Raw genomic sequence first — 25,713 nt, 5'->3', positions numbered from 1 at the left:
CTGCGCGTCACCGGCGGGGCCGGCGGCCGCGGGCGCGCTGTAGGTCGGCGCCTGCGCGGCGTCGTCCGGGGTGCCCGGGCCCGCGGGGGCGTTCGGCACGGCGGTCGGCCGAGCGGGTCCGGCGTCGCCGTCGGGCGTCGTCACCGCCGGAGCGCTGTACGTCGGCGCGGCGGGCGCGTCCGCGCGGTCAGCCGGCCGCGGTGCGGACCCGGTCGGCTTGGAGCCGGTGGGCTTGTTCTGTCGCTTCGCGGCCGCACTCTGCTTCGTGGCGGCCTTCTTCTTGGCGGCCTTTTTCGCCGGGGCCTTCGCGGCGGGGGTCTTCTCCGCGCCTGCCTTCTTCGCCGGTGCCTTCTTCGCCGGTGCCTTCTTCGCAGAAGCCTTCTTCGCGGGAGCCTTCCTCGCCGGCGTCTTCACGGCGGCCGCTTTCTTCGCGGGTGTCTTCCTCGCCGGCGCGGGGCGCTCCGCCACCTCGGTCGACTGCTCGTCGAGGGTGGCCACCGCGGTGGAGGTGCCCTCCCGTACGGCGACCTCGGCCCCGGCCGGGCCCGCCGGATCGCCACCGCCGTCGCGCTCGTCCGCCGCGGCGACGAACTCCGCCAGCGCGTCCTCGACCGCGTCCGCGAGCGGCCACGGATCCGGCACGAGGTCCTTGCACCCGATGAACCCGAAGTGGAGGCGTCCGTCCAGCGACATCACAGTGCAGTTCAGGCCGGCGCCGTGGAACACCGGGCCCATAGGCATCATCTTCTCGATCTTCGCGCCCAGGAAGTACAGCGGGAAATTGGGGCCGGGCACGTTCGAGACCACCAGGTTGTGCACGACCGGGTGACGCTCGGAGAGTCGTAGCCGCGAGTACATACGCACCGCGGACCCGAACACCGACGGCGCGGCGAACTGCGCCCAGTCCGTGAGCAGGTTGGCGTCCAGGGCATCGGTGTGGTCCTTGGCCACGGTGTTCGCGTCGCGGATCGCCTCGAGCCTCCCGACAGGGTCGTCGATATCCGTGGCCAGGGACATGAACATCCCCGACACCCGGTTGGTGCCGGGCCGGGACTCCGCGGCGTGCACGGACATCGGCACCATCGCGATGAGCGGCTTGCGCGGCAGGGCGTCCAGATCGTCGAGGTACTTGCGCAGGGCGGTGGAGCACACGGCCAGCACCACGTCGTTGACCGTCGTGCCGAAGGCGTTCTTCACGCGCTTGACGTCCTCGAGGTCCACGCTGGCGAAGGAGATGGACCGGTGACCGGTGATGGTGCGGTTGAACGGGGTGCGCGGAGCCGTGAACGGCGCGGGCATGGCCAACCCCTTGCGGGCGCGATTGATCCACGACGGCAACACGCCGAGCGTGCCCGGCAGCAACGAGGCGAGCCGCCACGGCGTGGCCAGGCGCGACAGCGCCCCGCCGACGGCGAGCTCCAGCGCTCCGGAGCCACCGGCGCTCTGGCCGACCAGCTCCTCGTCGAGGTCCGGGTCCTCGGGCGTCAACGTACACAGCTGCGAGAGCATGTTGGCTCCCGTGACGCCGTCCACGGTGGAGTGGTGCATCTTCGCGAACACGGCGACCCGACCGTCCCGCAGGCCCTCGATGACGTACATCTGCCACAGCGGCATCGACCGGTCGATCGGCTGGCCGGCGAGGTGGGCGCACAGCTCCGCGAGTTCGTGATCCCCGCCGGGGCCGGGGATACCGACGCGGTGCAGGTGGTGGTCGATATCGAAGTCCTCGTCCTCCACCCAGACCGGATGGTCCACGTTGAGCAGCGAGTCGTGCAGCTTACGGCGGAACGGGGGCATCGCGGTGATCCGGCGGGAGAGTTCGTCCCGCAGGGCCCCGAACGAGTACCCGTCCGGCATCTCGGAGACATCCAGCACGATGAGCCCGCACACGTGCAGGAGCTGGGATCTGGTCTCGAAGTAGAGAAAGCTGGCGTCGAGCCCACTCAAGCGCTGCATGGAGGGAGTGTACGTCCGGGTTTCGGCCCACGGGTCGCGTTGCGAACGGTTCCGTGCAGCGAATGTGAACGGGGTCTACAGGACCTCGACGAGGACCCATGCGATCACGACGAACGCGATCAGCAGGACGAGGGCGAGTGTCACACGCGACCGGGGCATCAGCGGACCTCCTTCCCGGTCTCGGCGGTCCGCGGCGCGACGAGCGCGCGGAACCTCTGGACGAGCAGATCCGCGATCCACTCCACCGCCACGGCGACGAGGAGGAACAGCGGGACCCCCATCGCGAGCATGATCGCGACCTGCAGGGGGAACGGCAGGGTGGCGAGCCAGAGCTCGGCCCTGTCCCAGAACTGCAGGAGCGCGGTCACGCAGGGATCCTACGGCCGCCCGGTGGCGGCGGCGCGGCGACCTCCCACCACCGAGGAGTCGAGCCCGCGTCGGCGAAGCAGGGCCGCCGTGTTCGGCTCGGACCCGCGCATCCGCCGGTAGGCGTCGAGGAAATCGATCGCGCCGCCCCGCGAGAGGACCTCGCGCCGCATCCGGTCCCCCGAGTCCCGCTTCAGACCACCGCGCTCCACGAACCACTCGGCGGCGTCGGCGTCGAGCACCTCGGCCCAGAAGTACGAGTAGTAGGCGGCCGAGTACCCGCCGGCGAAGATGTGCTGGAAGTACCGCGACCGGTACCGCGGCTCGATGCCCGGTACGTCGAGGCCGGCATCGGCCAGCACACGGGCCTCGAACTCGTCGACGTCGGTGACGGCCTCCGCCTCCTTCGGGGTGAGCGAGTGCCACTCGAGGTCGATCAGGGCGGCGGCGAGGTACTCCACGGTGGCCTGGCCTTCGCCGAAGCGCTCGGCCTCCCGCATCCGCTCCACCAGTTCTTCACCGATCGGCTCCCCCGTCTCGACGTGCCGCGCGTAGCGGGCGAGCATCTCCGGCCGGCGCGCCCACATCTCGTTGACCTGGGACGGGAACTCGACGAAGTCGCGCGGGACCGAGGTGCCCGAGAACACCGGGTACTCCACGTCCGACAACAGTCCGTGCAGGGCGTGACCGAACTCGTGGAACATCGTCGTGACCTCGTCCATGGTGAGCAGCGTGGGCTGCCCCGCCGCGGGACGGGCGAGGTTCATGACGTTGACGACCACCGGGCGGGAGTCCAGGAGCCGGGACTGGTCCCGGAACGAACTCATCCACGCCCCGCCGCGCTTGGTCGGACGGGCGTAGTAGTCCAACAACAGCAGGCCGACGCCGGCATCCCGCTGCGAGCGCTCGTCGTCGAACACCTCGATTACGCGGACATCGGGCAGGTATCCGGCGAGATCGGTGCGCTCGGCGAAGCGCAGGCCGTACAACTCCGACGCAGCGTGCATCACCCCGTCGTGCAGCACCCGCTCGAGCTCGAAGTACGGACGGACGGTCGCGTCGTCCACCCGGAACCTCTCGGCCCGCAGCCGCTCGGACTCCCACGCCCAGTCGGCGGGGTGCAGTTCGCGCTCCTCGCCACCGAGCAGGTCCTTGGCCTCGTTGCGGGCGTTGGTCACCGCGGCGTCGACCACGTCGAGCAGCAGACCACGGGCCGCCTCGGGTGTCCCGGCCGTCTCCACGGCGAGGACGTGTTCGGCGTGGGACCCCAGCCCGAGCAGGCGGGCGCGCTCGGCGCGCAGGCGCACGATCTCCAGCACGATCGGGGTGTTGTCGTGACCCGGGGTCGCGCCCCGGCCCAGCGAGGCCTCCGACACGCGGCGGCGCAGGCCCGCGTCGTCGAGCCAGGCGGTGATCGGCTGGACCGTCGGCAGCCCCAGCGGGATCAGCCAGCCGTCCCGGCCCGCGTCGGCGGCGGTCGCGGCGAGCGTGGCACGCATCGACTCCGGCAGCCCGGCGAGTTCTGCCTCGTCGGTGACGGGGACGGCCAGTTCCGTGGTGGAGGCCAGCAGGTTCTCGCCGAACTCCGTGGTGAGCTCCGCGAGACGGGTGTCGATCGCGGTGAGGCGGGCCCGGCCCGCGTCGTCGAGCGCCGCACCCGCACGGAGCAGGTCCCGGTGGTGCCGGCGGACGAGCCGCGCGGTCTCGTCGTCGAGGTCCAGCTCGCCGGCCTCCAGCGCGGAGTGGACCGCGTCGACGCGCGCGAACAGGCCGGGGTCCGTCATCACGGCCGAGCGGTGCGCGGCCAGCAGCGGCGAGACGACCCGTTCCACGGCCAGGCGGGCGGGCGTGGCGTCCGGGCCGAGCAGTCCGTAGAAGACCGACAGGACCCGGTCCAGAGCACGGCCCGAGCGCTCGAGCGCGACCACGGTGTTGTCGGCCGTCGGCGGCTCCGGGTTGCCCACGATCGCGGCGATCTCCGCCGCGTGATCGTCGATCGCGGTGCGGATGGCCGGCTCGAGATCCTCGTCCCGCACCGCCGCGAAGTCGGGCAGTCCGTACGGCAGCGGGGACTCGTCGAGCAGCGGGTGACGCGGGGCCTCGGGGCTCGGAGTGGTCATGAGGGGCAGTCTACGTCCGCTCCCCGACCGTGCCCCCGTCCGCTCACGACCGCCGCGCGGCAACGCACGTCACGTGCACCGCGCGGCAGCGCGGGTCACATCCACTGCGCGGCGGTGTCCCACGCCAGCCTCACGGCCAGGATCGCGATGACCACGAGGAACACGGTTCGGATGAACTCGTTGCCGCGGTTCATGGCCATGCGGGCCCCGAGGAAGCCCCCGGTGAGGTTGGCCAGGGCCATGCAGCCGCCGAGGATCCACAGGACCTCGCCGTGCACACCGAACACGAGGATCGAGGCGAGGTTGGTGGTGAGGTTGGCGATCTTGGCGGCCACGGTGCCCTGGAGGAACCCGAAGCCCAGGAACGCGACGATCGCGATGACGAAGAAGGAACCCGTCCCCGGGCCGAGGATCCCGTCGTAGAAGCCCACCGCCACGCCGATGAGCGCCGAGCGCCACGCGCGGGACCAGCCCGAGTGCCGCTCCTCGTGGACACGCCCCAGGCTCGGCTTGAGCCACGTGTAGGTTCCCACCGCGACCACCGCCACCAGGACGAGCGGGGTGAGCAGCTCCTTGGGGATGAAGCGGGCGACGGACGAGCCCGCCGCTGAGCCCGCGAAGGCGGCCACGACCAGCGGCGCGACCATTGCCACCGGAACCCGGATCCGGCGCAGATAGGTCGCCGTGGCCATGAGCGTCCCGGCCACCGACGAGAGCTTGTTGGTGCCGAGGATCTCCGGGGTGGAGGCGTCGGCGGGGAGACCGATGACCAGCGCCGGCAACTGGATGAGCCCGCCCCCGCCGACCACCGAGTCGACCCAACCCGCGACGAACGCCGCCAGCACCAGGGCCGCGAGGACCCACACCGAGACACCGACGGCGGACGACGAGGCTGCGCTCGCCAGGGAGAAGGGCATGTCGACAACTGTGCTGTAATCGGTTTGTGTATATCAACCCTTACGGAGCCGATCCGGTCACCCTGGCCGCCGACCTGGCCAACCGCCGCCCCCGCACCTCCCGCGAGCTGGTGGATCGCTGCCGCGAAGCGGGCGTGACCATCGATCGGAGCGCCTCCGACGCGGACCTCGGGAACCTGCTGACGTTCCTCGACGACTGGCTCGTCGTCGTCGACACCACCGACCCCCGTGAGCGCGCCACCGCGCTCAACGCCCTGTTGGCCGAGCACGCCGGGCCGCCGCGACTCACCGACCACGACGGACACTGGCACGTCCACTACCGCGCCGACGACGTGAGCTTCGCCCGGGTTCTCACCACCATGTTCTCGGTGGGCACCGCCCTGCACCTCACCTCACGCGGCATCGACCGTCTCGCGCGGTGCGCGGCCGACGACTGCGACGCCGTGTTCGCCGACACCACCCGCAACGGGCGCAAGGCGTACTGCTCGACGCGCTGCACGAACCGGTGCGCGGTCCGCCGCCACCGCGCCCGGGCCTGACGCTGTCCGACGGCCGGCGCTACTTCTTGTCCGCGCTCGAATCCGCCGACAGCGCCGCGACGAAGGCCTCCTGCGGCACGTCCACCCGGCCGATGGACTTCATCCGCTTCTTGCCCTCCTTCTGCTTCTCCAGCAGCTTGCGCTTACGACTGATGTCGCCGCCGTAGCACTTGGACAGCACGTCCTTGCGGATGGCGCGGATGTTCTCGCGCGCGATGATCTTGGACCCGATCGCCGCCTGCACCGGCACCTCGTACTGCTGACGCGGGATGAGCTCCTTGAGCTTGACCGTCATCTTGTTGCCGTACGCCTGCGCGTGGTCGCGGTGCACGATCGCGCTGAACGCGTCCACGGCCTCGCCCTGCAGCAGGATGTCGACCTTGACCAGGTCCGCGATCTGCTCGCCGGCCTCCTCGTAGTCCATCGACGCGTAACCCTTGGTGCGGGACTTGAGGGAGTCGAAGAAGTCGAAGATGATCTCGCCCATCGGCAGCACGTAGCGCAGCTCCACCCGCGTCTCCGACAGGTAGTCCATGCCCTTCATCTCGCCGCGCTTGGACTGGCACAGCTCCATGGTCGTGCCGACGAACTCGCTCGGCACGATGATCGTGCACTTGACGATCGGCTCGTAGACCTCGCGGTTCTTGCCCTCGGGCCAGTACGACGGGTTGGTGACCTGGTGCTCCGAGCCGTCCTCGGCCACGACGCGGTACACGACGTTCGGGGCGGTGGAGATGAGGTCGAGGTTGAACTCGCGCTCGAGGCGGTCGCGCGTGATCTCCATGTGCAGCAGGCCCAGGAAGCCGCAGCGGAAGCCGAAGCCCAGCGCCACCGACGTCTCGGGCTCGTAGTCCAGGGACGCGTCGTTGAGGCGCAGCTTGTCCAGGGCGTCGCGCAGCACCGGGTAGTCCGACCCGTCGATCGGGTACAGGCCCGAGAAGACCATGGGGTTGGGCTCGGCGTAACCGGGCAGCGGCTCGTCCGCGCCGTTCCGGGCGGCGGTGACCGTGTCACCGACCTTGGACTGGCGGACGTCCTTCACGCCGGTGATGAGGTAGCCCACCTCGCCGGGTCCGAGCCCGTCCGTGGCCTTGGGCTCGGGCGAGATGATCCCCACCTCGAGCGCCTCGTAGGTGGTGCCCGTGGACATCATCTTGACCTTCTCGCGCGGCTTGAGGGAGCCGTCGACCACGCGGACGTACGTGACCACACCGCGGTAGGTGTCGTACACCGAGTCGAAGATCATCGCCCGCGGCGGGGCCTCCGGGTCACCGACCGGGGCGGGGATGGTCTCGCACAGCTTGTCCAGCAGCTCCTCGACACCCATGCCGGTCTTGCCGGAGACGCGCAGGACGTCGCCCGGCTCGCAGCCGACGATGTGGGAGATCTCCTCGGCGAAGCGGTCGGGGTCCGCGGCCGGCAGGTCGATCTTGTTGAGCACGGGGATGATCTCGAGGTCGTTCTCCATGGCCAGGTAGAGGTTGGCCAGGGTCTGTGCCTCGATGCCCTGCGCGGCGTCCACCAGGAGGATCGCGCCCTCACAGGCCTCGAGCGCGCGGGAGACCTCGTAGGTGAAGTCCACGTGGCCGGGGGTGTCGATCATGTGCAGGACGATCTCCTCGCCCTCGTGCGCGCCGGAGCGCGGCACCCAGGGCAGGCGGACGTTCTGCGCCTTGATGGTGATGCCGCGCTCGCGCTCGATGTCCATGCGGTCGAGGTACTGGGCGCGCATGAGCCGCTCCTCGACCACGCCGGTGAGCTGCAGCATGCGGTCGGCCAGCGTCGACTTGCCGTGGTCGATGTGCGCGATGATGCAGAAGTTCCTGATCCTGGCCGGATCGGTGAACGTCGTCTCTGCGAAGTTGGGAATCTCGATCACTCCTGGAGGCGGGCCCGGGTGCTGCTGGATTGCGGTCCGTCCGGGCGATCACCCCATTGTCACACGCCCGCAGTCCGAACACCCACCACGTATCGGCCCGTGGGGACGGCGTCCACGGTGCCGTCGTCGAGGAACCGCGCGGTCGACGCGGTCATCGCCCGTATGTTGGCCGTCATGCGTTCGTGGTCCCCGCGCGCATCGAAGAACACCCCCAGGTCCGTCGCCGCCGCGGCGGGGAAGATCTCCTCCACGATCCCGTCGATCCGCGGGGCGTCCGGCGTGAGCGCGCGGACCACCACGTGCTGGGTGTAGGAGCTGGTGGACTGGGTGCCGATCGCCACGCGCGTGTGCTCCTCGAGCCACACACGCAGCCACTCCCCACGCCCGATCCGCTCGGGCCGGCGCAGGAACGCGATGTTGGCCATCCCCTCGCAGCGCCCGTCCGGTCCGGGCGCCGGGGCCGGCAGGGGTTCGGACGCGGTGACCGACCACGCCGACACCGGCCCGAGGGTCCCCAGCGCCGTGAGGAGTTCGGCGCACGCGGCGGCCGAGGCGACGGGCACCCGGGCGCGGACCACCGCGAGCACCGGCCGGTCGGTGACGCGCACGTCGATCATCGCGCCGGCGACCTGTTCGTCGCGCACGTTCACCACGACCTCGTCGACCCCCAGCGTGGCGAGCGGTCCCGTCACCGCGTCCGCGACCCGCCCGCGCAACTCCTGCGCCCCCGCCGGCTCGACCGGCCCGTCCTGCGCCCACACCACGGCCAACAGCATGTCCATGGACCGATCCTATGGCGGTTACCCTGGCTGGCATGGCAATCGACTGGGCCCGCGTGGGTCGCACGGCGGTCCGGATGGGCCGCAGATACGGACCGACGGTCGCGCGCGAGGTGCGCAGGCGTCTGGACGACCGGGGTGTCTCCCCCGCCCTCTCGCGTCAGGCCGGCACCCCGGGCCGGCCGGCCACCACCCGCACCGCGCCCACCTCGAGCCGCGCGCGCACGATCTCCTACACGCCGGACCTGGACGGTCACGCCGATCCCGGCGAGATCGTGTGGACGTGGGTGGAGTTCGAGGAGAACGACGGACGCGGCAAGGACCGGCCGGTCCTGGTGGTGGGGCGCGACGGCGACCGTCTGCTGGGACTCCAGCTCTCCTCGAGGGACAGAAGGGACGACGACGAGGAGTGGCTCGGTCTCGGATCGGGCCCCTGGGACTCCGAGGGCCGGCCGAGCTGGGTTCGCCTGGACCGGGTGCTGGACGTCCCCGAGCAGGGCATCCGGCGCGAGGGCGCGATCTGCCCGCGGCAGAAGTTCGACGCCGTCGCCGACCGGCTCCGCGCGGACTACGGCTGGCGCTGACTACGGCTGGCGCGGACGCCGGTAGTCCCGCGCCGCCTCCGCAGCTGGCGCGGACGCCGGTTGTCCCGCGCCGCCTCCGCAGTCGCCCCTCCCAGCCGCCCTCCCCAGCCACGCCACCTATCGGATCCCGCTACGCCTACGGGATCCCTTAGGCGTAGCGGGATCGGATGGGTGGCGTGCGGCGATGAGTCCGTCCGTCATGGATGAGCCTGTCCGTAATGACCTGCCGCGGGCGCGGGCCTCGCGGTCTCCGTGGGCAACCGCCGGGCGCCTGCCGGGCGCCTGCCGGGTGGCCGACTGGGCGGCGTCGCAGTAACGTTGTCGTGCGTCGACGGGGTCGGCCGACGTTTTGGCCGGTGAGAACCCCACTGGTAAAGTGGGCCGTCGGTGTCCACCGGAGCACGTTCCACGTGCCCGCACGGACGAGACGACCAGACATCAGATCGGCGGGATCCCCTCGTGGAGCCGTCGACACACGACATAAAGGTGTGACGAGTGGCCAACATCAAGTCCCAGATCAAGCGGAACCGCACCAACGAGCGCAACCGCCTCCGTAACCAGTCGACCAAGTCGGCTCTGCGTACCGCCATCCGCAGCCTGCGTGAGGCCACCGAGTCCGGTGACAAGGAGAAGGCCGGCGCCCTGCTCGTCGCCACCTCCCGCCAGCTCGACAAGGCCGCCAGCAAGGGTGTCATCCACCAGAACCAGGCCGCCAATAAGAAGTCGGCGCTGACCAAGGCCGTCAACAGCCTCTGAGTCACCCCGGCGCTCCCCCGCCGGGAGCCGCCCAGCCCCGCGTCAGCGTCACCGACGCGTCGAGGCTCCGAGGGCCCACTCCGCACCACGTGCGCGGGGTGGGCCCTCGTCGTGCCCCCGGCTTCGGCGAGCGGGGGCGCCGGGTGTCCGGCCCAGGCGAACGGCCCGGGCGAACGGCCCGGAGCCGGGCCCGATCGGCCCGTCTACAGGGAGGCCAGCGACCCGACCTCGCGCACCGCGCGCTCGAGGGCGTAGTACGGGTTCTCCGCCCGTCCCTTGACCTCGCCGTTGAGACGCGCGACCACCTGCAGCGCACTGCCCAGCGTCTCGATGGACCAGTAGCGCGTCTGGGCGGTGACCTTCTTGACCTTCCACGGCGGCAGGCCCTGCTTCGCCAGCTCCGCCGGCGGCACGCCACGCTGCGTACCCACCAGGGCGATCGAGTTCACCGCATCCGCCAGCGCGTCGGCGAGCACCACCTCCGGCACCCCGGTGTGCAGCGCCCACTCGAGCGCCTCGATCGCGCCGGCCACGTCCCCGGTCACGGCGCGCTCGGCCACCGTGAACCCGCTGACGCCCACCACCCCGGAGTGGTAGCGCCGGACGGCTTCCACGTCCACCTTGCCGCCGGTGTCGGCCACGAGCTGCCCGCACGCCGACGCCAGCTGACGGAGATCGGTCCCCACGGCCTCGACCAGTGCTTCGCACGCCTCGGGGGCCACACGCACGTTCAGGCCCCGGAACTCCGACCGCACGAACCCCACCACGTCCATGTGGCGGGTGAGCTTGCCGGCCGCGTGCTCCTCCGCGCCGGCCTTACGGAGATCCGCCACCAGTGTCTTGGCGCGGCCGCCGCCGGTGTGCTGGACCACCAGGACCGTCTCCGGCGGCAGGTCCCGGGCGGCGTCGAGCACCGCGGCCTGGGCGTCCTTGCCCAGTTCCGCGGCGCCGGTGACGACCACGATCCGCGCCTCGCCGAACAGAGACGGCGAGAGCAACTCGAACAGCTGCGGGGCCGTCACCTCGGGACCACCCAGCCGGGAGACCACCGGCGGGTCCTGCCCGGCCGGCGTGGCCGCGCGGACCGCCGAGACGACGCCCGTGGTGGCGCGCTCGGTGAGGAACTCGTCCTCCCCCAACACCAGGTGCAACACAGCGGGTGCGGACCCCGATGCCATCTGCGCTCCTCGTCGTCGTCCTCGTCGTCGTCGTGCCCCGTCATCGTGCCACGCGCCTCCGACCGGTCGCCCGCTCCCCGGCCCGTGGCTACGTTGGGGCACCGAGGCCGCCCCGACGGGCGACGCCGAGGCGTCGTCCCGGGCGCGCGGATTCACACCCGACCCGGAAGGTAGGACATGAGCCAGAACCAGGACACCCACACCACCCGGACCGACCAGCTGACGTTCCAGAACCCCGTAACGCGGTACCCCGCCATCGAGCCGCCGGTCCAGCACCAGCCCGAGCCGGGCCTGGGCGCCGACCTCGAGCCGCGCGCCGACGTCGGCGAGCACTCCTACCGGGGTACCGGTCGGCTCATTGGCCGCAGGGCCCTCATCACCGGCGGTGATTCCGGGATCGGCGCCGCGGTGGCCATCGCCTTCGCCCGCGAGGGCGCCGACGTGGCCATCCACCACCTGCCCGCCGAGGAGGCCGACGCCCGCGCCGTCGCGGAGATCATCGAGCGCGAGGGACGCACGGTGGCGCTCCTGCCCGGCGACCTCACCGACCGCACGTTCTGCGAGGGCCTCGCCGATACCGCGGCGGAGCAGCTCGGCGGGCTCGACATCCTCGTGAACAACGCCGGCAAGCAGGTCGTGGCCCCGGACCTCGAGGACCTGCCCGACGATCAGCTCACCGACACCTACGGGGTGAACATCATCGGGATGGTCCGCGTGACCAAGGGCGCGCTGCGGCACCTCGAGCCCGGGTCGACGATCATCAACACCACCTCGGTGGTGGCGTACATGCCCGCGCCGAACCTGCTGGACTACTCCTCGACCAAGGCGGCGATCAACAACTTCACCAAGGGCCTCGCGCAGCAGCTCGCACCCAAGGGCATCCGCGTCAACGCCGTCGCGCCCGGCCCGATCTGGACGCCTTTACAGGTGTCGGACGGGCAGGAGAAGGAGGACCTGCCGGAGTTCGGGAAGTCCACTCCGCTCGGACGGGCCGGACAGCCCACCGAGCTCGCGCCCGCCTACGTGTTCCTCGCGTCGCCGGAGTCGAGCTACGTGGTCGGCGAGACGCTCGCGGTGACCGGCGGCATGCCGACGCCCTAGCGCGGCCGCGAGGCGCTCCGCGGCGCGGCCTCACGGGGGCGCGGCCTCACGGGCGGCGCTCGCCGTCCTCCATCACCATCCGCTCGCGGGTGTCGCCGTGCACCGCGGTCCCCTCCGCGATCGGCTCGTGGAGGGCGCCCGAGGTGTCCGGGGCGGGCGTGCCCTTGCCGATCTCCGACTCCGAGAGCTTGCCGGAGAACCGCTCGGTGAGCTCCTTGAACAGCCGGTGCGAGGCGTGGGAGCCGCGCGCCTTGGGGCCGACCGGCTGCTCCTGCTGCGGGTCGACGCACGCGTCGACGATCGCGTCGACGACGATGTCCGGGTCGTCCATCGCCGCCAGCCTCGGCGCGTGGCCGGTGTAGTTGCCCACGTGGTCCCACCAGGGCGTGTCGGCCGCCCACGGCAGGATGGTGCCGACCTTGATCGTCTCGTGCAGTCCGGCGAGCCGCAGCTCCTCGTTGAGCGAGCGGCCCAGGCTCGTGATGCCGGCCTTCACCGAGGCGTAGCTGGCCTGGTACGCGAGCGGCACCTCGCCGGCGACCGAGCTGACATTGACCAACACGCCCTCGCCGCGATCGACGAACCGGCGCAGCGCCACGTGGGCGCCGGTCATCATCCCCTTGAGGTCCACGTCGACGAGCCGCGCGTGGTCGGCGAGCGGGATCTCCCAGAACAGGCCCATGACGCCGACCGCGGCGTTGTTGACCCAGACGTCGATGTGCCCGAACCGGTCCTCGGCGGCCGTCGCGAGCCGCTCGACCGCGTCGGCGTCGCTGACGTCGGTGGGCACCGCCAGCGCGGTGCCGCCGGAGTCGGTGATCTGCGCGACCACCTCGTCGAGGACGTCCGGGCGTCGGGCGGCGACGACGACGTGGGCGCCCAGCTCACCCAGCTTCAGCGCCGTGCCGCGGCCGAATCCGCTCGAGGCGCCCGTCACCACGACCGTCCGTCCTGCCAGGTCTTCCCGCTTGCTCATTCCTGCCTCCTGTAGGTCGGCGAAGTCGGGATCAGTTGTCGCGGTTCATGGTCCACCGCGCGCGCGGGCCGTGCATCCGGTCCGTGTCCCGGTCAGCGGAGGCGTCGGTGGATGCGTCGGTGGAGGCGTCGGTGGCCCGGCCGTGGCCCGGGCAGCGGATGCGGCGGGGCGCGGTGCCCGCGATACTGGTCGGCGTGGATCCCGTGCTCGACGCCGTGCGGCGGTGGCGCCGCGAACGAACGCCGTGCGCCCTAGCCCGGGTCGTGCACACCGGGGGGTCGGCGCCCCTGCCGGCGGGCGCCGCGATGGCGGTCGCCGGCACCGGCGACGTCGTCGGCGGGGTCTCGGGCGGCTGCGTGGACGGGACCGTGTTCGAACTGTGTCGGCAGGTCCTCGACGACGGTCGCCCCGCGCTTGCCCGGTTCGACGGGTCCGACGGCTCCCCGCTCTCGGAGGGGCCGACGTGCGGCGGGACGTCGGAGGTCTTCGTCCAACCCGTCGACGCCGCGGGCCACGCGCTGCTGGGCCGTCTCGACGAGATGCTGCGCGGCCGCGAACCCGTCGTCCTCGCGACCGCTCTGACCGGCGACCGCGCCGGCGCCCACCTGCTCGTCGGAGCCGACGGCGCAGAGGGCTCCCTCGGGGACGATGACCTCGACCGGCGCGTCGCCCGCCTGGCGGCCGGGCACCTCGGCCGGGCCGGCGCGGTCACGGTCGACATCGACGGCCGCGACGGCCCCGACCGGGCTGACCGCCCAGACGAGGCCGGCCACCCCGACGGCCGCGACGGGGAGAGCGACCGGGTGGCCCGGGTCCTGCTGCACTCCTTCGCCGCCCCCGCCCTGCTGATCTTCGGCGCCAGCGCGTTCGGCGAGGCCTTGAGCCGAGCCGGCGCGATGCTCGGGTACCGGGTGGTGGTCTGCGACGCCCGGCCCGCGCTGAACCGGCCGGAACGGTTCCCCGACGCCCACGAGGTCGTCACCCGCTGGCCGCACGACCACCTGGCCTCCGTGCCGGTCGACGAGACCACCGCCATCTGCGTGCTCACCCACGACCACAAGTTCGACATCCCGCTCCTGAGTGCCGCCCTGCGCGGCCGCGCGGGATACGTCGGTGCGATGGGTAGCCGACGCGTCCACGCCGAGCGCCTGGAGTTGCTGCGGGCCGAGGGCCTCACCGAGAGCGAGCTGGCGCGACTGCGCTCCCCCATCGGCCTGGACCTCGGTGCGCGCACCGCCGAGGAGACGGCCCTGTCGATCGCCGCCGAACTCGTCGCGCACCGGCGCGGCGGCTCCGGCGCCCCGCTGTCCGGGCTCGACGTGGCGATCCACCGGTGACCGGGCTCGTCCTCGCGGCCGGGGCCGGCCGACGGTTCGGCCGCCCCAAGGCCCCGGTCGAGTTCGACGGCACGCGGCTCGTCGATCGCGCCGTGGCCCTGCTCCGCGAAGGCGGTTGCGATCGCGTCGTCGTGGTCAGCGGCGCGGTCGAGCTCGCCGTACCGGGCGCCGAGGTGGTGCCGAATCCGCTGTGGGAGACAGGGATGGGATCGTCGCTCCGCGCCGGTCTCACGGCGATCGGCGAGGACGACGTCGTGGTGGTGCCCGTGGACATGCCCTGGCTCGGTGCGGAGGCGGTCCGGCGCGTCGCCGCCGCCGGATCCTCGCTGGCGGTCGCGACCTACGGCGGGATCCGCGCCCATCCGGTCCTCCTGGGCGCCGACCACCACGCGGGCGTCATCGACTCCGCGTCCGGCGACGCCGGGGCCCGCCACTACCTGCGGGCGCACTCCCACCTGGTCGCGGAGGTCCCCTGCGACGACACGGGGTCCCCGCGCGACGTCGACCGGCCGGAGGACCTGCGTCCCTGACCGGCGACCACCGCGGCCGCCGCGCCCGGTCATCCCCCGGGCCGGCGGCCGCCGCGGCGCCTACTGATCGACAGGCAGGTGCTCCAGGAGCGCGTCGGCGTGGACGGGGAGGTCGCGGATGCGTGCACCGGTGGCGTTATGGATCGCGTTGACCACGGCGGCCGCGCTGCCGACGTTGCCGATCTCCCCCGCCCCGCGCGTGCCCATCGGGGTCGCGAACTCGTCGACCTCGTCCAGCCAGACCGCGTCGATGTCGGTGGCGTCGGCATGGGTGGGTACGTGGTAGTCCGCGAGGTTCTGGGTGACGACGTGGCCGAACCGGGTGTCGCGGACGCTCTGCTCGTGCAGCGCCATGGACAGCCCGAAGGTCATGCCGCCGATGAACTGCGACCGCACGGTACGGGGATTGACGACCCGGCCGATCGAGAACACGCCGAGCATCCGCGGCACCCGGATCTCGCCGGTGTCGGCGTCCACGCGAGCCTCTACGAAGTGGGCGCCGAACGAGATCGCGCGATAGCGCTCGAGCTCGGGGTTGTCGCCGGCGGCGGCGGTGGTCTCCGCACCCGCCGGCGGGTCGTCGCCGTACCGCGTCCGGAACCGCCCGGCCGCGGCGAAGATGGCCGACCCCCACGACGAGATGCCGGATGAGCCGCCGGCGACCGTGGCGTACGGCAGGGCGGTGTCGCCGATCTCCAGGGTGATGGCCTCGGCGGGGACCCCGAGGGCGTCCGCGGCGACCAGGGTGAGCGCGGTCCACGTGCCGGTGCCGATGTCCACGGCGCCGACCTGCACGCGGTAGCGGCCACCGCCCTCGGCACGGATCGTGGCCTGCGACCCGGACTGCACCATGTGCGGGTACGCGGCGCTGGCGACGCCGTAGCCGACCATCCAGCGACCGTCCCGGCGGGACGCCGGAGTCGCGGGCCGCTCGGACCACCCGAAGCGATCAGCGCCCTCGCGCAGGCAGTCGACCAGACGCCGCGAGGACCACGGCCTCCCGGACTCGGGGTCCGTCTCCGGGTCGTTGCGCACCCGCAACTCGATCGGGTCCAGCCCGCATGCCTCGGCCAGCTCGTCCATCGCGACCTCGGCGGCGAACGCCCCCGGAGCCTCGCCCGGCGCCCGCATCCAGTACGGGGCCGGCACGTCCAGAGGGACGGCGTGATGGAAGGTCCGCCGGTTGGGCGCGGCGTACATCGAACGCGACGGCACGGCGGCCTGCTCGACGAACTCCTTGACCCGCGAACTCTGCGACCACGCCTCGTGACCGATCGCGGTGAGGCGCCCGTCCGCGTCGGAGGCCAGCCGGATCCGCGAGACCGTCCGCGGGCGGTAGCCCACGAAGACGAACATCTGCTGCCGGGTCACCGCGTACTTGATGAGCCGACCCGGCAGGTGCATGGCCCCCAACGCCACCAGCACGTCGTGGGCGTGCGGCGCGCCCTTGGAACCGAACCCGCCGCCGACGTGTGGGGCGATCACCCGGATCTGCTCGGTCTCCAGCCCGAGGACGGGCGCGAGCGTGGAGACCACGCCGTGCGGGGACTGTGTGGAGTCGTACATGGTCAGCAACGGGCCGTCGGGGTCCCAGTGCGCCGAGACGGCGTGCGGCTCCATCGGGTTGTTGTGCTCCTCCGGCGTGGAGTAGCTCTGATCCACCACGTGGCCATGCGTCTGCGCGCGGGCGAGCGACGGCCCCATCTCGCCGGTCGAGGACGCGGGCTCGTAGCCGCCGTTGACCACCTCGGGCTCGTAGACGTCCGGGTGGTCGGTGCGGAAGCCGACGTCGTGGGGCTGCTGGTCGTACTCCACCCGCACCAGCGACTGCGCCCACCGGGCCGCCTCCGCCGTCTCGGCCAGGACGAGACCGATCGGCTGGCCGCGGTAGAGCACGTCGGTGTCCTGGCAGATCACGTACTCGCGCTCGGAGGTGTCGGCCAGCCGCGGCGCGTTCCACGGCGTGAGGACGGCGAGCACCCCGGGCTGCGACTCGGCCTCGGAGGTGTCCATCGAGGTGACGGAGCCGCGCGCGATGGTGGAGGTGACCGGGTGGAGGAACACGGGCTCGCCGGGCCCGGTGTGCTCGAAGGCGTACTGCGCGGTCCCGGTGACCTTCGCGGGCCCGTCGAGCCGCGGGGTCGAGGTGCCGATGGCGCTCATCGCGGACCCTCCTCTCCGGTGACGCCCGCGCGCCTGCCCGCGGCCTCCGCGGCAAGGTCGCGCAGGACGGCGATGATGGTCCGCCGTAGCAGCGGGACCTTGAGTTCGGCGCCCTCTACGGGCGTCGCGTCCGCGAGTTCGGCGTCCGCCGCCTCGGCGAACGCGGAGGTCGAGACGGCGCGCCCGACGAGCAGCTCCTCGGCCCTGGCCGCCCGCCACGGCTTGTGCGCCACCCCGCCGCACGCGATCCGGACGCCGGTGATCACCTCGTCGTCGTCGATCTCCAGGTGCGCGGCGACGGAGACAAGCGCGAACGCGAACGACGCCCGGTCGCGGACCTTCCGGTAGGTCGAGACGGCGCCGGTCAACGGCGGCGGTAGCTCCACCGCGACCACCAGTTCGTCTCGCTCGAGGACCGTGTCGAGATGCGGCCGGTCCCCCGGCAGGCGGTGGAAGTCGGCCGCCGGTATCCGGCGCTCCCCGCCGGGCCCGAGGGCCACCACCGTCGCGTCGAGCACGGCCAGCGCGACGGCCATGTCGGAGGGGTGGGTGGCGATGCAATCGTCAGAGTGACCGAACACAGCGTGGTAGCGGGTGTACCCACCGATCGCGGAGCACCCACTGCCGGGCTCGCGCTTGTTGCACGGGGTAGTGACGTCCTGGAAGTAGACGCAGCGGGTGCGTTGGAGGAGGTTGCCGCCGGTCGTGGCCAGATTGCGGAGCTGCGGCGAGGCCGCCGAGAGCAGCGCCCGGCTCAGCACCGGGTAATCCCTGCGGATGAGCGGGTGCCCGGCCAGGTCGGCGTTGCGCACGTTGGTGCCGATCCGCACCCCGTCCCCGTCCAGTGGGTCGACGGTGTCCAACGGGAGCCGGGACACGTCCACGATGACGTCCGGGGTCGCCACCCCGAGCTTCATCAGGTCGACCAGGTTGGTGCCGCCGGCCAGCGGTCTCGCACCCTCGTGCTCGCTCAGCAGCGCGACGGCCGCGTCGGCGTCCTCCGGGCGCTCGTAGCGGAACGGTCTCATGGTCGGGCCCCTTCCCGGTCGGCGGGCGCAGAGTCCCGGACCTGCCGGATCGCGGCGACGATGTTCGGGTACGCCGCGCACCGACACAGATTGCCGCTCATCCGTTCCCTGATCTCCTCGTCGGTCAGCTCGACCTCGGCGTCGAGGTCCTCCGTGACGTGGCTCGGGGTGCCCTGTCCGGCCTCGTCGAGCATCCCCACGACGCTGCACACCTGCCCGGGTGTGCAGTACCCGCACTGGAACGCGTCGGTGTCGACGAACGCCTGCTGGACCGGATGGAGCCCGTCCTCGGACAATCCGGCCGCCGTGACGACGTCCCGGCCGTCCTGTGCCACCGCCAGGGACAGGCACGAGGTGACCCGGCGGTCGTCGACCAGCACGGTGCACGAACCGCATTGGCCGTGGTCGCACCCCTTCTTGGGCGAGTAGTTGCCGATCCGATCGCGCAGCGCGTCCAGCAGCGTGGTCCGCGTGTCCACCGTGACCTCGTGCTGCGCGCCGTCGACCCGAAGCGTGATGCGCATCTCCATGAGCCGACTGTAAGTGCGCCCGTGGGGTGGGCGCGACCGGTCGGCGGGAGCCGCGCGCGGTGGCCGATGCCCGGCCTGCGCTTACCCTCGGGGGTCCGGGACCATCCCACCGCGGGCCGCCCGACCGCGACGGAGAGGACGCACACGTGACTACGACGCAGGCCGAGCCCACCGATCCCCTCGAGGTGGCGGAGCGCGTCTTCGGATGGGACGAACTGCGGCCGCCGCAGGCCGAGGCGATCCGGGCGGCGGTGAGCGGCCGCGATGTGCTGGCCGTCCTGCCCACCGGTTACGGCAAGTCGGCGATCTACCAGCTCGCCGGGATCATGGCGGAGGGTCCGTGCATCGTGGTCTCCCCTCTCATCGCGTTGCAGACCGACCAGTGCGAGGGGCTCAACGAGCTCGCTGACGACGCTCCCACCCGATCGCTGGCGATCAACTCCTCGATGGGCGCGCGGGCGCAGGCCGAGGCGTGGGACGACGTCGTCGCCGGGCGCGTCGACTTCGTGTTCCTCACCCCCGAGCAGTTGGCCAAGGCCGAAGTCCTCGACCGCCTCCGCCAGGCGGGCCCGAGCTTCCTCGTCGTGGACGAGGCGCACTGCGTGTCCGCCTGGGGGCACGACTTCCGTCCCGACTACCTCCGCCTCGACACCGCACGTCACCGGATGGGGTCACCGACCGTCATCGCGCTCACCGCGACCGCCTCGACACCGGTGCGGGAGGAGATCCTCGACCGCTTGGCCATGTCCGACGCGCTCGTGCTCGCCGGCGGCTTCGACCGGTCGGAGTTGCACCTCGCCGTGCGGCGCCACGTGGAGGACGACGACAAGAAGGACGCGGTCGTGGAGCGGGCCGTCGAACTGGTCGGTCCCGGGCTCGTCTACACGGCGACCCGCAAGGCCACCGAGGACTACGCGGCTCGCATCGCCGAGCGCTCGGCCGCCGCGGACCGTCCGTTGAGGGTCCGCGCCTATCACGCCGGGCAGAAGGCGGCGGAGCGCGAGGAGACGCTGGGCGCCTTCCTCGACGGTCACCTCGACGTGGTGGTGGCGACGAACGCGTTCGGGATGGGCATCGACAAGGAGGACGTACGGTTCGTCCTCCACGCCGACATCCCCGACTCGCTTGACACCTATTACCAGGAGGCCGGGCGCGCCGGACGCGACGGCGAGCCGGCCACCATCGAACTGCACTACCGCAGCGAGGACCTCGGCCTCCGCAGCTTCTTCTCGTCTCACAGCGCGGACGAGGAGGTGATCCGAGCCGTCGTCCGTCACCTGCGCCGAGCGGACGGGCCGGTGCGACTGAGCAAGCTGAAGAAGGCCGTCGACGCGGGCGGGAAGCGTGTCACGGGCGCGGTCAACCTGCTCGAGGCGGCCGGCCTGCTCTCCTCCGGCAGGAAGGGGCTCGAGCTCGTCGAGGACGTGCGTCCCAAGGAAGCGGTGCGCCGCGCGGAGGAGATGTCCGAGACGCTCGAGAGAATCGATCGCTCCCGGATCGAGATGATGCGCGGGTACGCGGAGACCGACGGGTGTCGACGCCAGTTCCTGCTCGGATACTTCGGTGACGAGCTCGCCGATCCCTGCGGGAACTGCGACACCTGCGACGCCGGAACGGCCGTGGACATCACTCATGATGCGGCGGACTTTCCTCTCCAGTCCGCGGTGGTCCACCGGGAGTGGGGGTCGGGGATCGTCATGAGTGTCGATGACGACCGCCTCACCGTGTTCTTCGAGGAGCAGGGGTACCGGACGCTGTCCCTGGATCTCGTCCGTGAGCAGGAGCTGCTCACGCGGGCGTGACCGTCGGCGAGCCGGGCAGGCCGGCAGCGACGCCGGCGACGGTGTCGAGCCACCACAGCGCGGGCGCGCACGCCGCGGCCAGCGCCACGGCCCCGCCCTGCCACAGCGGGCCGAGCGCGGCGGCCGCGGTGCCCAGCACCGTCACGACCGGCACCGCGGGGGCGACCGCGATGTTCGCGGGTAGCGCCCACGGCCCGGACCCGAGCCCGGAGGCCACGAGGATCGGGAGCGTGGCCACGTGCGCGACCAGGCAGACCGCCAGGACGTCGGCGGCGGGGCCGGGAATCCACGGTCGGCGGAGCCGCTGGGCCACTGGTCTCGCGGCCACCACCAGCGCGGCCGTCGCGGACACCGACAGAACGAAACCCGCCCCCGTCGCCGTCGCGGGGTCGAGGAGTGCGACGAGGAGGACGATCGCCGCCAGCGCCGCCAGGGGCCTACCTGTGCGGCGCGCGCCCAGTGCGGCCAGGCCGATCGCCCCCGTCCCCGCCGCGCGCAGCACGGCCGGCTCCGGGCCGACCACCGCGACGAACCCGGCCAATGCGAGGGCCGCGGCCAGGAGGCGACCACGACGACCGACACCTGCCGCGGCGGCCGCGAGCAGCACCGCTCCGACGACGTAGGTCGTGTTGGCGCCCGAGACGGCGGCGAGATGCGCGAGCCCGGACGCGCGGAACTCGTCCCGTGTCTCGACCGACACGCCGCTCTCGTCGCCGAGTACGAACGAGGGCAGCAGGCCCGCGGACCCGGCGGGCAGGGCCCGGTCGGACACCTCGCGGAAACGGTGCCGTACCGCCGCCGGGACCCGCCCGCTCCAGCCCGGAGGACCGGTGATCCGGGGTGGCGCGAGAGCCCGGAGGCCCGGCGGCTCGCCGACCGATCGGGGCTCCAGCACCGTCACCGAAGTGGTGACCCGGGTCCCCGGCGGCAGGCCCCGCCAGCCCTCCCGCGCGAGGAGCACCACGTCGAGCTCGCCGCGGCGCGCCGCGGTGCCCGTCCCGGTGGCCTCGACCCGCACGGGCACCATGACCCCGCCGCTGCGGACCGGCCTGTCGAACCCGGTCACCACCGCCTCCACGCCGGTGCGGGCACCCACCAGATCGACCAGCGGGTGCGCGGCCAGCGCGTACGTCCGCGCCGCCTGGGCCCCCGCCGCGACCGCACCGACCGCGCACGCCAACGCCACCACCCCGAGTGCGACGCGGTCGGTCCTCGATCGGCCGCCCGCGCCCGTCGACCACGCCGCGGACACCACGGCGGCGGCCAGCAGCACCACCGCGAGGGCGGCCGCGACAGCGGGGCGGAGGGCGACAGTCGCAGCGGTGGCGACGAACACCGCGAGCGTGGGCACCACCAGCCGCAGGTCGCGGGCCGCCGGCATCCCAGGCGCCGCGTGGGCCGGCGCCCGAGGCTGCGGATCGGTCACACCGTCACCAGGGGGCGCAACTTCGCCAGCGTCGCCGGGCCTATCCCGTCGACCTCGACCAACTGGTCGACGCTGGTGAACACGCCGTTGGCCGACCGCCACGCGAGGATCGCCGAGGCGGTGACCGGCCCGACCCCGGGCAGGGACTCCAGGGCGGCGGCGTCAGCGGTGTTGAGATCGACCGGCCCGGCACCCGCTCCGGCGGGTGCCGGCGCGGGAGCTCCGGCCGCCGGGGCGCCCGGGGCGGCGGGGGGTTGGGCGGGGCCGGGACCGACGATGTCGCTCCGCGGCCCCCTCGGCCCGTCGGGCCCGGGGGCCAGACCGACGAGGATCTGCTCGCCGTCGGCGACCCTGCGCGCGAGGTTGAGCCCCTCCCGGTCCCCGCCCTCGAGGACACCGCCGGCACTGTCGAGTGCGTCGGCGACCCGGGCGCCGGGCGTGAGGGTGACCAGCCCACTGCGCCCGACCAGGCCGACCACGGAGACGACGAGTGGGCCTTCCGCGGCGTCCGGGCCGGCTCCCGCGGCCGCCCCCGCGGCCGCCGTCGCGGCCGCCGTCGCGGACGTGGTCGGCGCGGACGGCGTGGGGGCCGGGCCGCCGCCCACCGACTTCGCGTCCGACGCCGCCAGCGGCAGCTCGGGAACGGGCGGACCCGCGGGGACGGCGGCGAGCAGCCGGTGCACGGAGAACGCCCCGAGGGCGAGGACCACGACCACCAGCGCGACTCCCGCGAGACGATCGGGTGCCCATCTGATGCGGGCCCACCACGGCGGGTCGGCCCATGCGGCGATGTCCGGGTCCTCGGCGGGGAAGCGCTCCGGCCGGGCTCCGTCCGGATCGGGTTCCGCCCACGGAACCCGGGCCGACTCCGCGACCGCCGGCTCACAATTCCGACCGACCGGCTCTGGCGCGAGCGCACCGGCCAGTCGCTGTAACGCGGCCGCCCGCGCCGGGTCCCGCTCGGGATCGGCGGGACGGGCCCGGGTCTCGGTTCGCATGGGCGCGACGCTAGACCGGCACCCGCCCCCATCCGCTCCGGAACGCGGTCCTCAGTCCGCGTCCTGTGGAGAGGGGGACGGGATGGGGAATTCGGTGTCCACGAGGTCTGTCACCGACACCCCCACTGTTCCCGGGCCCAGATGCCACGCGAGGACCTCGTCGAATTCGACGATGATGACGCGTTCCGGGAACGGGGTCTGCTTGCGGATCTCCGAGGCCATCTCCCCGGCCCGTTCCGCCGCCTCATGGTGGTGGATGACGACCAGGACGTCACCGCGGGCGAGGTCGTCGCGAAGCAGCGCGCGGAGGCGTTCATGGGCCTTCGTGGTGGTGCGCGCCTTCGCGGCGAGGTCAACCGATCCCGACCGCAGGACGATCACCGGACGCATCGCCAGCGCGCTGCCGAAGATCGCGGCCAGGGCGCTGATCCGGCCGCCCCGCCGTAGGTATTCGAGCGACTCGAGGGCGGCGTAGGTCGAGGCGCCCCGGCACAGACGCGCGGCGAGGTCGTAGGTCGCCGACAGCCCGAGCCCGTTGTTCGCGGCCCACGCGCACTGGGCGACCGCGGCGCCGAAGGCCATCCCCGCCCCCCGGGAGTCGGAGACGAGGACACGGCCGCCGAAGCGGGTGGCGGCGTCGCTGGCCGACTGCCAGGTCCGCGACAGTTCCTTGGACAGGTGCACCGAGACGACGCCCGTGCAGTCCGGGTCGGCGAGGAGGTCGGCATAGTTGGCCGCGAGTTCGTCTGGGGTCACCGCTGCGGTGGAGACGGCCTTGTCGTCCTCCTGCACGACGTGCAGCGGCACGACCGTGATGCCGAAGTCGCGGACCCACGCGGCTGGCAGGTCCGCGCAGGAGTCGGTGACCAGTCGGACCGTCACGGGGCGTCCACCGGCGGTGTGATCCCCGCGTTCCACTGGTCCAGGCGCCACAGCAGGGCCCGAGCCGCGTCAGTGGTGGGCGCGACCTCCGGTTCGGCGTGCGACTCGTCCGGATTCGCGGTGCGCGGGTGGGCGGACAACTGCACCCAGCAGGTGTTGCCGAGCCCGTTGAACATCGGGTAGTGCTCCACGGGCAGTTCGAGCAGTGCCCCGGTCAGCGCCGCGATGGCGCCTCCGTGCGCGACGATCACGGCCGGGTGCTCCCCCCACTCCGGCGACGACTCGACGAGCTCGTCGACGACCTCGCGGGTACGACGCGCCACCTCGATGCGGCTCTCCCCGTTCGGCGGTGACCAGCGCGGACTGCTGCGCCAGCGCAGTCGCGCGCCCGGCCACTGCTCGTCGACCTCGGAGTGGCTCATCCCCTGCCAGGTCCCCAGGTTCGTCTCGCGCAGCCGCGGGTCGGTGACGACGTCCAGTCCCACCTCGGACGCCAGCGCCTTCGCCGTCTCGTGCGCACGCTGAAGATCCGAGGACAAGATCGTCCACGGCCGTCGGGGCGCCAACGCCCGGCCGACGGCGTGCGCCTGCCGGACCCCGAGCTCACTGAGTTCGGTGTCCAACTGCCCCTGCATCCGCAGCGAGGCGTTGTAATGCGTCTGGCCGTGACGCAGCAGGATGAGACGTCGGGTCACCGAGGAGTTCAGAGCTCCTGATCCCGCTGTGGCTCCTCCGGGGCGAGCGAGTCATCGGCCCCGCCGGCGGCGGTATCCGAGCGCCGCGACGTCTCGACGCCCTCGATCTCCACGACGGGGCAGTCCTTCCACAACCGGTCGAGCGAGTAGTAGTCGCGCTCGTCGACATGCTGGACGTGCACGACGAGCTCGTTGTAGTCGAGCAGGGCCCACCGACCCTCGCGGGTGCCCTCACGGCGCAGTGGCTTGTGTCCGGCCTCGCGGAGCTTGTCCTCGATCTCCTCGACGACGGAGTTCACCTGACGCTCGTTGTCCGCGGACGCCAGGACGAAGCAGTCGGTGATGACGAGTTGGTCGGAGACGTCGATGACGACGATGTCGGTCGCCAGCTTGTCATCTGCGGCGCGGGCGGCGACGGCGGCCATCTCCACGGCCTCGGGGCTTGCGGTCACAGGGGGTTCTCCTCGGGGTGCGAATCGATGGGGACGGGGACCCGGTGCACCGGGGCCGTCGCTACTGGGGTGCCGTCCAGGCGGGTGGAGCCCTCCGGCCGGTAGAGGTTGCGCTTGGCGATGTACTGCACGACGCCGTCGGGTACGAGGTACCAGACGGGGGCGCCGTCGGCCGCACGGCGGCGGCACTCGGTGGACGAGATCGCCAGGGCGGGGATCTCGAGCAGGTAGACCCGCCCGTTCTCGATCTCGGTGAGATGGGTGTCGGACAACTCGAAACCGGGACGGGAGACGCCGACGAACGTGGCGAGTTCGAACATCTCCTCCCAGCCGCGCCAGGTCAGAATCTTCTCCAACGCGTCAGCGCCGGTGATGAAGAACAGCTCGGTCTCCGGGTGCTGACGGAGCAGATCCTTGAGGGTGTCGACCGTGTAGGTCGGCCCCCGGCGGTCGATGTCCACGCGGCTGACAGAGAAGCGCGGATTAGAGGCCGTCGCGATGACGGTCATGAGATAGCGGTCCTCGGCCGGGGACACCTCCCGAGTGCGCTTCTGCCACGGCTCACCCGTGGGGACGAACACGACGTCGTCGAGATCGAACCGATGAGCCACCTCGCTGGCCGCCACGAGGTGACCGTGATGGATCGGGTCGAAGGTTCCGCCCATCACTCCGATGCGGCGCCGCGAGCCGTCGGCGGTTCCCGTCGTGGTCATGGTCAC

At 72.4% G+C, this 25,713-nt stretch carries 23 protein-coding genes and 1 pseudogene; 7 read left to right on the top strand and 17 right to left on the bottom strand.

All coding sequences use genetic code 11. From position 1 onward, the window contains the following. Window positions 1-576: 576 nt before the first annotated feature. The 4 genes and pseudogenes from DCI01S_RS06810 to DCI01S_RS06795 all read right to left on the bottom strand — a co-directional run. Window positions 577-1,956: pseudogene (locus tag DCI01S_RS06810) on the bottom strand (WS/DGAT/MGAT family O-acyltransferase); the annotation flags it as partial. A 158-nt stretch (window positions 1,957-2,114) separates the two neighbouring features. Beyond that, complete coding sequence (locus DCI01S_RS06805; protein WP_007629858.1) at window positions 2,115-2,324, bottom strand: hypothetical protein; 210 nt, start codon at window positions 2,322-2,324, stop codon at window positions 2,115-2,117. A gap of 9 nt (window positions 2,325-2,333) precedes the next feature. Then, window positions 2,334-4,442, bottom strand: a complete 2,109-nt coding sequence (locus DCI01S_RS06800; RefSeq protein ID WP_061228507.1) for a M3 family metallopeptidase — start codon at window positions 4,440-4,442, stop codon at window positions 2,334-2,336. A gap of 95 nt (window positions 4,443-4,537) precedes the next feature. Continuing rightward, the gene (locus DCI01S_RS06795) at window positions 4,538-5,359 is read right to left on the bottom strand and encodes a TSUP family transporter (protein ID WP_061228506.1); all 822 of its coding nucleotides are present in this window, start codon (window positions 5,357-5,359) and stop codon (window positions 4,538-4,540) included. 26 nt (window positions 5,360-5,385) lie between these two features. Here DCI01S_RS06795 and DCI01S_RS06790 point away from each other — a divergent pair, with 26 nt between their 5' ends. Beyond that, complete coding sequence (locus DCI01S_RS06790) at window positions 5,386-5,898, top strand: CGNR zinc finger domain-containing protein (protein WP_061228505.1); 513 nt, start codon at window positions 5,386-5,388, stop codon at window positions 5,896-5,898. Window positions 5,899-5,917: 19 nt separating this feature from the next. Here the strand turns inward: DCI01S_RS06790 and lepA are convergent, their stop codons facing one another. Together lepA and DCI01S_RS06780 are read right to left on the bottom strand one after the other, a co-directional pair. Further along, window positions 5,918-7,777 carry a translation elongation factor 4 gene (gene lepA, locus DCI01S_RS06785; RefSeq protein WP_061228504.1) on the bottom strand — a complete coding sequence of 620 codons (1,860 nt, stop codon included), beginning with the start codon at window positions 7,775-7,777 and terminating at the stop codon, window positions 5,918-5,920. Window positions 7,778-7,836: 59 nt separating this feature from the next. Beyond that, complete coding sequence (locus DCI01S_RS06780; RefSeq protein ID WP_061228503.1) at window positions 7,837-8,559, bottom strand: EthD domain-containing protein; 723 nt, start codon at window positions 8,557-8,559, stop codon at window positions 7,837-7,839. Window positions 8,560-8,591: 32 nt separating this feature from the next. Between DCI01S_RS06780 and DCI01S_RS06775 the strand changes: the two genes are divergently transcribed. Both DCI01S_RS06775 and rpsT read left to right on the top strand, forming a co-directional pair. Next, window positions 8,592-9,140: a type II toxin-antitoxin system PemK/MazF family toxin gene (locus DCI01S_RS06775; protein WP_167349550.1), complete on the top strand. Its 549-nt coding sequence runs from the start codon at window positions 8,592-8,594 to the stop codon at window positions 9,138-9,140. A gap of 495 nt (window positions 9,141-9,635) precedes the next feature. Continuing rightward, window positions 9,636-9,896 (top strand): 30S ribosomal protein S20, encoded by a 261-nt coding sequence (rpsT, locus tag DCI01S_RS06770; protein ID WP_007629872.1) that lies wholly within the window; start codon window positions 9,636-9,638, stop codon window positions 9,894-9,896. A gap of 203 nt (window positions 9,897-10,099) precedes the next feature. On the opposite strand, the gene holA is transcribed toward rpsT, so the two are convergent. After that, window positions 10,100-11,074 (bottom strand): DNA polymerase III subunit delta, encoded by a 975-nt coding sequence (holA, locus tag DCI01S_RS06765; RefSeq protein ID WP_061228501.1) that lies wholly within the window; start codon window positions 11,072-11,074, stop codon window positions 10,100-10,102. A 177-nt stretch (window positions 11,075-11,251) separates the two neighbouring features. Here holA and DCI01S_RS06760 point away from each other — a divergent pair, with 177 nt between their 5' ends. Next, window positions 11,252-12,175, top strand: a complete 924-nt coding sequence (locus tag DCI01S_RS06760) for an SDR family oxidoreductase (protein WP_061228500.1) — start codon at window positions 11,252-11,254, stop codon at window positions 12,173-12,175. Between the two features lie 46 nt (window positions 12,176-12,221). Here DCI01S_RS06760 and DCI01S_RS06755 read toward each other — a convergent pair whose 3' ends face one another. Continuing rightward, complete coding sequence (locus DCI01S_RS06755; protein WP_007629878.1) at window positions 12,222-13,151, bottom strand: SDR family NAD(P)-dependent oxidoreductase; 930 nt, start codon at window positions 13,149-13,151, stop codon at window positions 12,222-12,224. 107 nt (window positions 13,152-13,258) lie between these two features. Between DCI01S_RS06755 and DCI01S_RS06750 the strand changes: the two genes are divergently transcribed. Then, the gene (locus DCI01S_RS06750; protein ID WP_371412119.1) at window positions 13,259-14,488 is read left to right on the top strand and encodes an XdhC family protein; all 1,230 of its coding nucleotides are present in this window, start codon (window positions 13,259-13,261) and stop codon (window positions 14,486-14,488) included. Then, window positions 14,485-15,018 (top strand): nucleotidyltransferase family protein, encoded by a 534-nt coding sequence (locus DCI01S_RS06745; RefSeq protein WP_007629887.1) that lies wholly within the window; start codon window positions 14,485-14,487, stop codon window positions 15,016-15,018. Before DCI01S_RS06750 ends, DCI01S_RS06745 begins: the two co-directional genes overlap by 4 nt. A 60-nt stretch (window positions 15,019-15,078) precedes the next feature. Here the strand turns inward: DCI01S_RS06745 and DCI01S_RS06740 are convergent, their stop codons facing one another. The 3 genes from DCI01S_RS06740 to DCI01S_RS06730 are packed head-to-tail and all read right to left on the bottom strand — an operon-like array spanning window position 15,079 to window position 18,739. Continuing rightward, on the bottom strand, window positions 15,079-17,181 hold the full coding sequence (locus DCI01S_RS06740; RefSeq protein WP_061228499.1) for a xanthine dehydrogenase family protein molybdopterin-binding subunit: 2,103 nt from the start codon (window positions 17,179-17,181) through the stop codon (window positions 15,079-15,081). Further along, complete coding sequence (locus tag DCI01S_RS06735) at window positions 17,178-18,209, bottom strand: FAD binding domain-containing protein (RefSeq protein ID WP_061228498.1); 1,032 nt, start codon at window positions 18,207-18,209, stop codon at window positions 17,178-17,180. The genes DCI01S_RS06740 and DCI01S_RS06735 overlap by 4 nt, the downstream gene beginning before the upstream one ends. Beyond that, complete coding sequence (locus DCI01S_RS06730) at window positions 18,206-18,739, bottom strand: (2Fe-2S)-binding protein (protein WP_007629892.1); 534 nt, start codon at window positions 18,737-18,739, stop codon at window positions 18,206-18,208. Before DCI01S_RS06730 ends, DCI01S_RS06735 begins: the two co-directional genes overlap by 4 nt. Before the next feature lie 146 nt (window positions 18,740-18,885). On the opposite strand from DCI01S_RS06730, the gene DCI01S_RS06725 reads away from it, so the two are divergent. Next, entirely contained in the window at window positions 18,886-20,541 is a 1,656-nt protein-coding gene (locus tag DCI01S_RS06725; RefSeq protein ID WP_061228497.1) for a RecQ family ATP-dependent DNA helicase, read from the top strand. Here the strand turns inward: DCI01S_RS06725 and DCI01S_RS06720 are convergent. The 6 genes from DCI01S_RS06720 to nadD are packed head-to-tail and all read right to left on the bottom strand — an operon-like array spanning window position 20,528 to window position 25,707. Further along, window positions 20,528-21,967, bottom strand: coding sequence for a ComEC/Rec2 family competence protein (locus DCI01S_RS06720; protein ID WP_244881669.1), 1,440 nt, complete (start codon window positions 21,965-21,967; stop codon window positions 20,528-20,530). The genes DCI01S_RS06725 and DCI01S_RS06720 overlap by 14 nt on opposite strands. Continuing rightward, on the bottom strand, window positions 21,964-22,965 hold the full coding sequence (locus DCI01S_RS06715) for a ComEA family DNA-binding protein (RefSeq protein WP_061228496.1): 1,002 nt from the start codon (window positions 22,963-22,965) through the stop codon (window positions 21,964-21,966). Before DCI01S_RS06715 ends, DCI01S_RS06720 begins: the two co-directional genes overlap by 4 nt. A gap of 51 nt (window positions 22,966-23,016) precedes the next feature. After that, window positions 23,017-23,847, bottom strand: a complete 831-nt coding sequence (locus DCI01S_RS06710) for a DegV family protein (protein ID WP_061228495.1) — start codon at window positions 23,845-23,847, stop codon at window positions 23,017-23,019. Beyond that, window positions 23,844-24,542, bottom strand: a complete 699-nt coding sequence (locus DCI01S_RS06705; protein ID WP_061228494.1) for a histidine phosphatase family protein — start codon at window positions 24,540-24,542, stop codon at window positions 23,844-23,846. Before DCI01S_RS06705 ends, DCI01S_RS06710 begins: the two co-directional genes overlap by 4 nt. A gap of 8 nt (window positions 24,543-24,550) precedes the next feature. Beyond that, a complete protein-coding gene (rsfS, locus tag DCI01S_RS06700; protein WP_061228493.1) occupies window positions 24,551-24,994 on the bottom strand; it encodes a ribosome silencing factor in 444 nt (147 codons plus the stop codon). Further along, a complete protein-coding gene (nadD, locus tag DCI01S_RS06695; RefSeq protein WP_061228515.1) occupies window positions 24,991-25,707 on the bottom strand; it encodes a nicotinate-nucleotide adenylyltransferase in 717 nt (238 codons plus the stop codon). The genes rsfS and nadD overlap by 4 nt, the downstream gene beginning before the upstream one ends. Window positions 25,708-25,713 lie beyond the last annotated feature (6 nt).

The sequence above is a fragment of the Dietzia cinnamea NBRC 102147 genome (assembly GCF_001571065.1).
Taxonomy (GTDB): Bacteria; Actinomycetota; Actinomycetes; order Mycobacteriales; family Mycobacteriaceae; genus Dietzia; species Dietzia cinnamea.
Note: the sequence above shows the minus strand (reverse complement) of the source record. Positions and strands in the feature narration are given on the sequence as shown.

Coding starts and splice junctions, on each gene's coding strand:
- DCI01S_RS06800 (WP_061228507.1), bottom strand. CDS start 4,442: ATGACCACTCCGAGCCCCGAGGCCCCGCGTCACCCGCTGCTCGACGAG.
- DCI01S_RS06730 (WP_007629892.1), bottom strand. CDS start 18,739: ATGGAGATGCGCATCACGCTTCGGGTCGACGGCGCGCAGCACGAGGTC.
- DCI01S_RS06755 (WP_007629878.1), bottom strand. CDS start 13,151: ATGAGCAAGCGGGAAGACCTGGCAGGACGGACGGTCGTGGTGACGGGC.
- nadD (WP_061228515.1), bottom strand. CDS start 25,707: ATGACCACGACGGGAACCGCCGACGGCTCGCGGCGCCGCATCGGAGTG.
- holA (WP_061228501.1), bottom strand. CDS start 11,074: ATGGCATCGGGGTCCGCACCCGCTGTGTTGCACCTGGTGTTGGGGGAG.
- DCI01S_RS06740 (WP_061228499.1), bottom strand. CDS start 17,181: ATGAGCGCCATCGGCACCTCGACCCCGCGGCTCGACGGGCCCGCGAAG.
- DCI01S_RS06715 (WP_061228496.1), bottom strand. CDS start 22,965: ATGCGAACCGAGACCCGGGCCCGTCCCGCCGATCCCGAGCGGGACCCG.
- DCI01S_RS06795 (WP_061228506.1), bottom strand. CDS start 5,359: ATGCCCTTCTCCCTGGCGAGCGCAGCCTCGTCGTCCGCCGTCGGTGTC.
- DCI01S_RS06735 (WP_061228498.1), bottom strand. CDS start 18,209: ATGAGACCGTTCCGCTACGAGCGCCCGGAGGACGCCGACGCGGCCGTC.
- DCI01S_RS06760 (WP_061228500.1), top strand. CDS start 11,252: ATGAGCCAGAACCAGGACACCCACACCACCCGGACCGACCAGCTGACG.
- DCI01S_RS06780 (WP_061228503.1), bottom strand. CDS start 8,559: ATGGACATGCTGTTGGCCGTGGTGTGGGCGCAGGACGGGCCGGTCGAG.
- DCI01S_RS06775 (WP_167349550.1), top strand. CDS start 8,592: ATGGCAATCGACTGGGCCCGCGTGGGTCGCACGGCGGTCCGGATGGGC.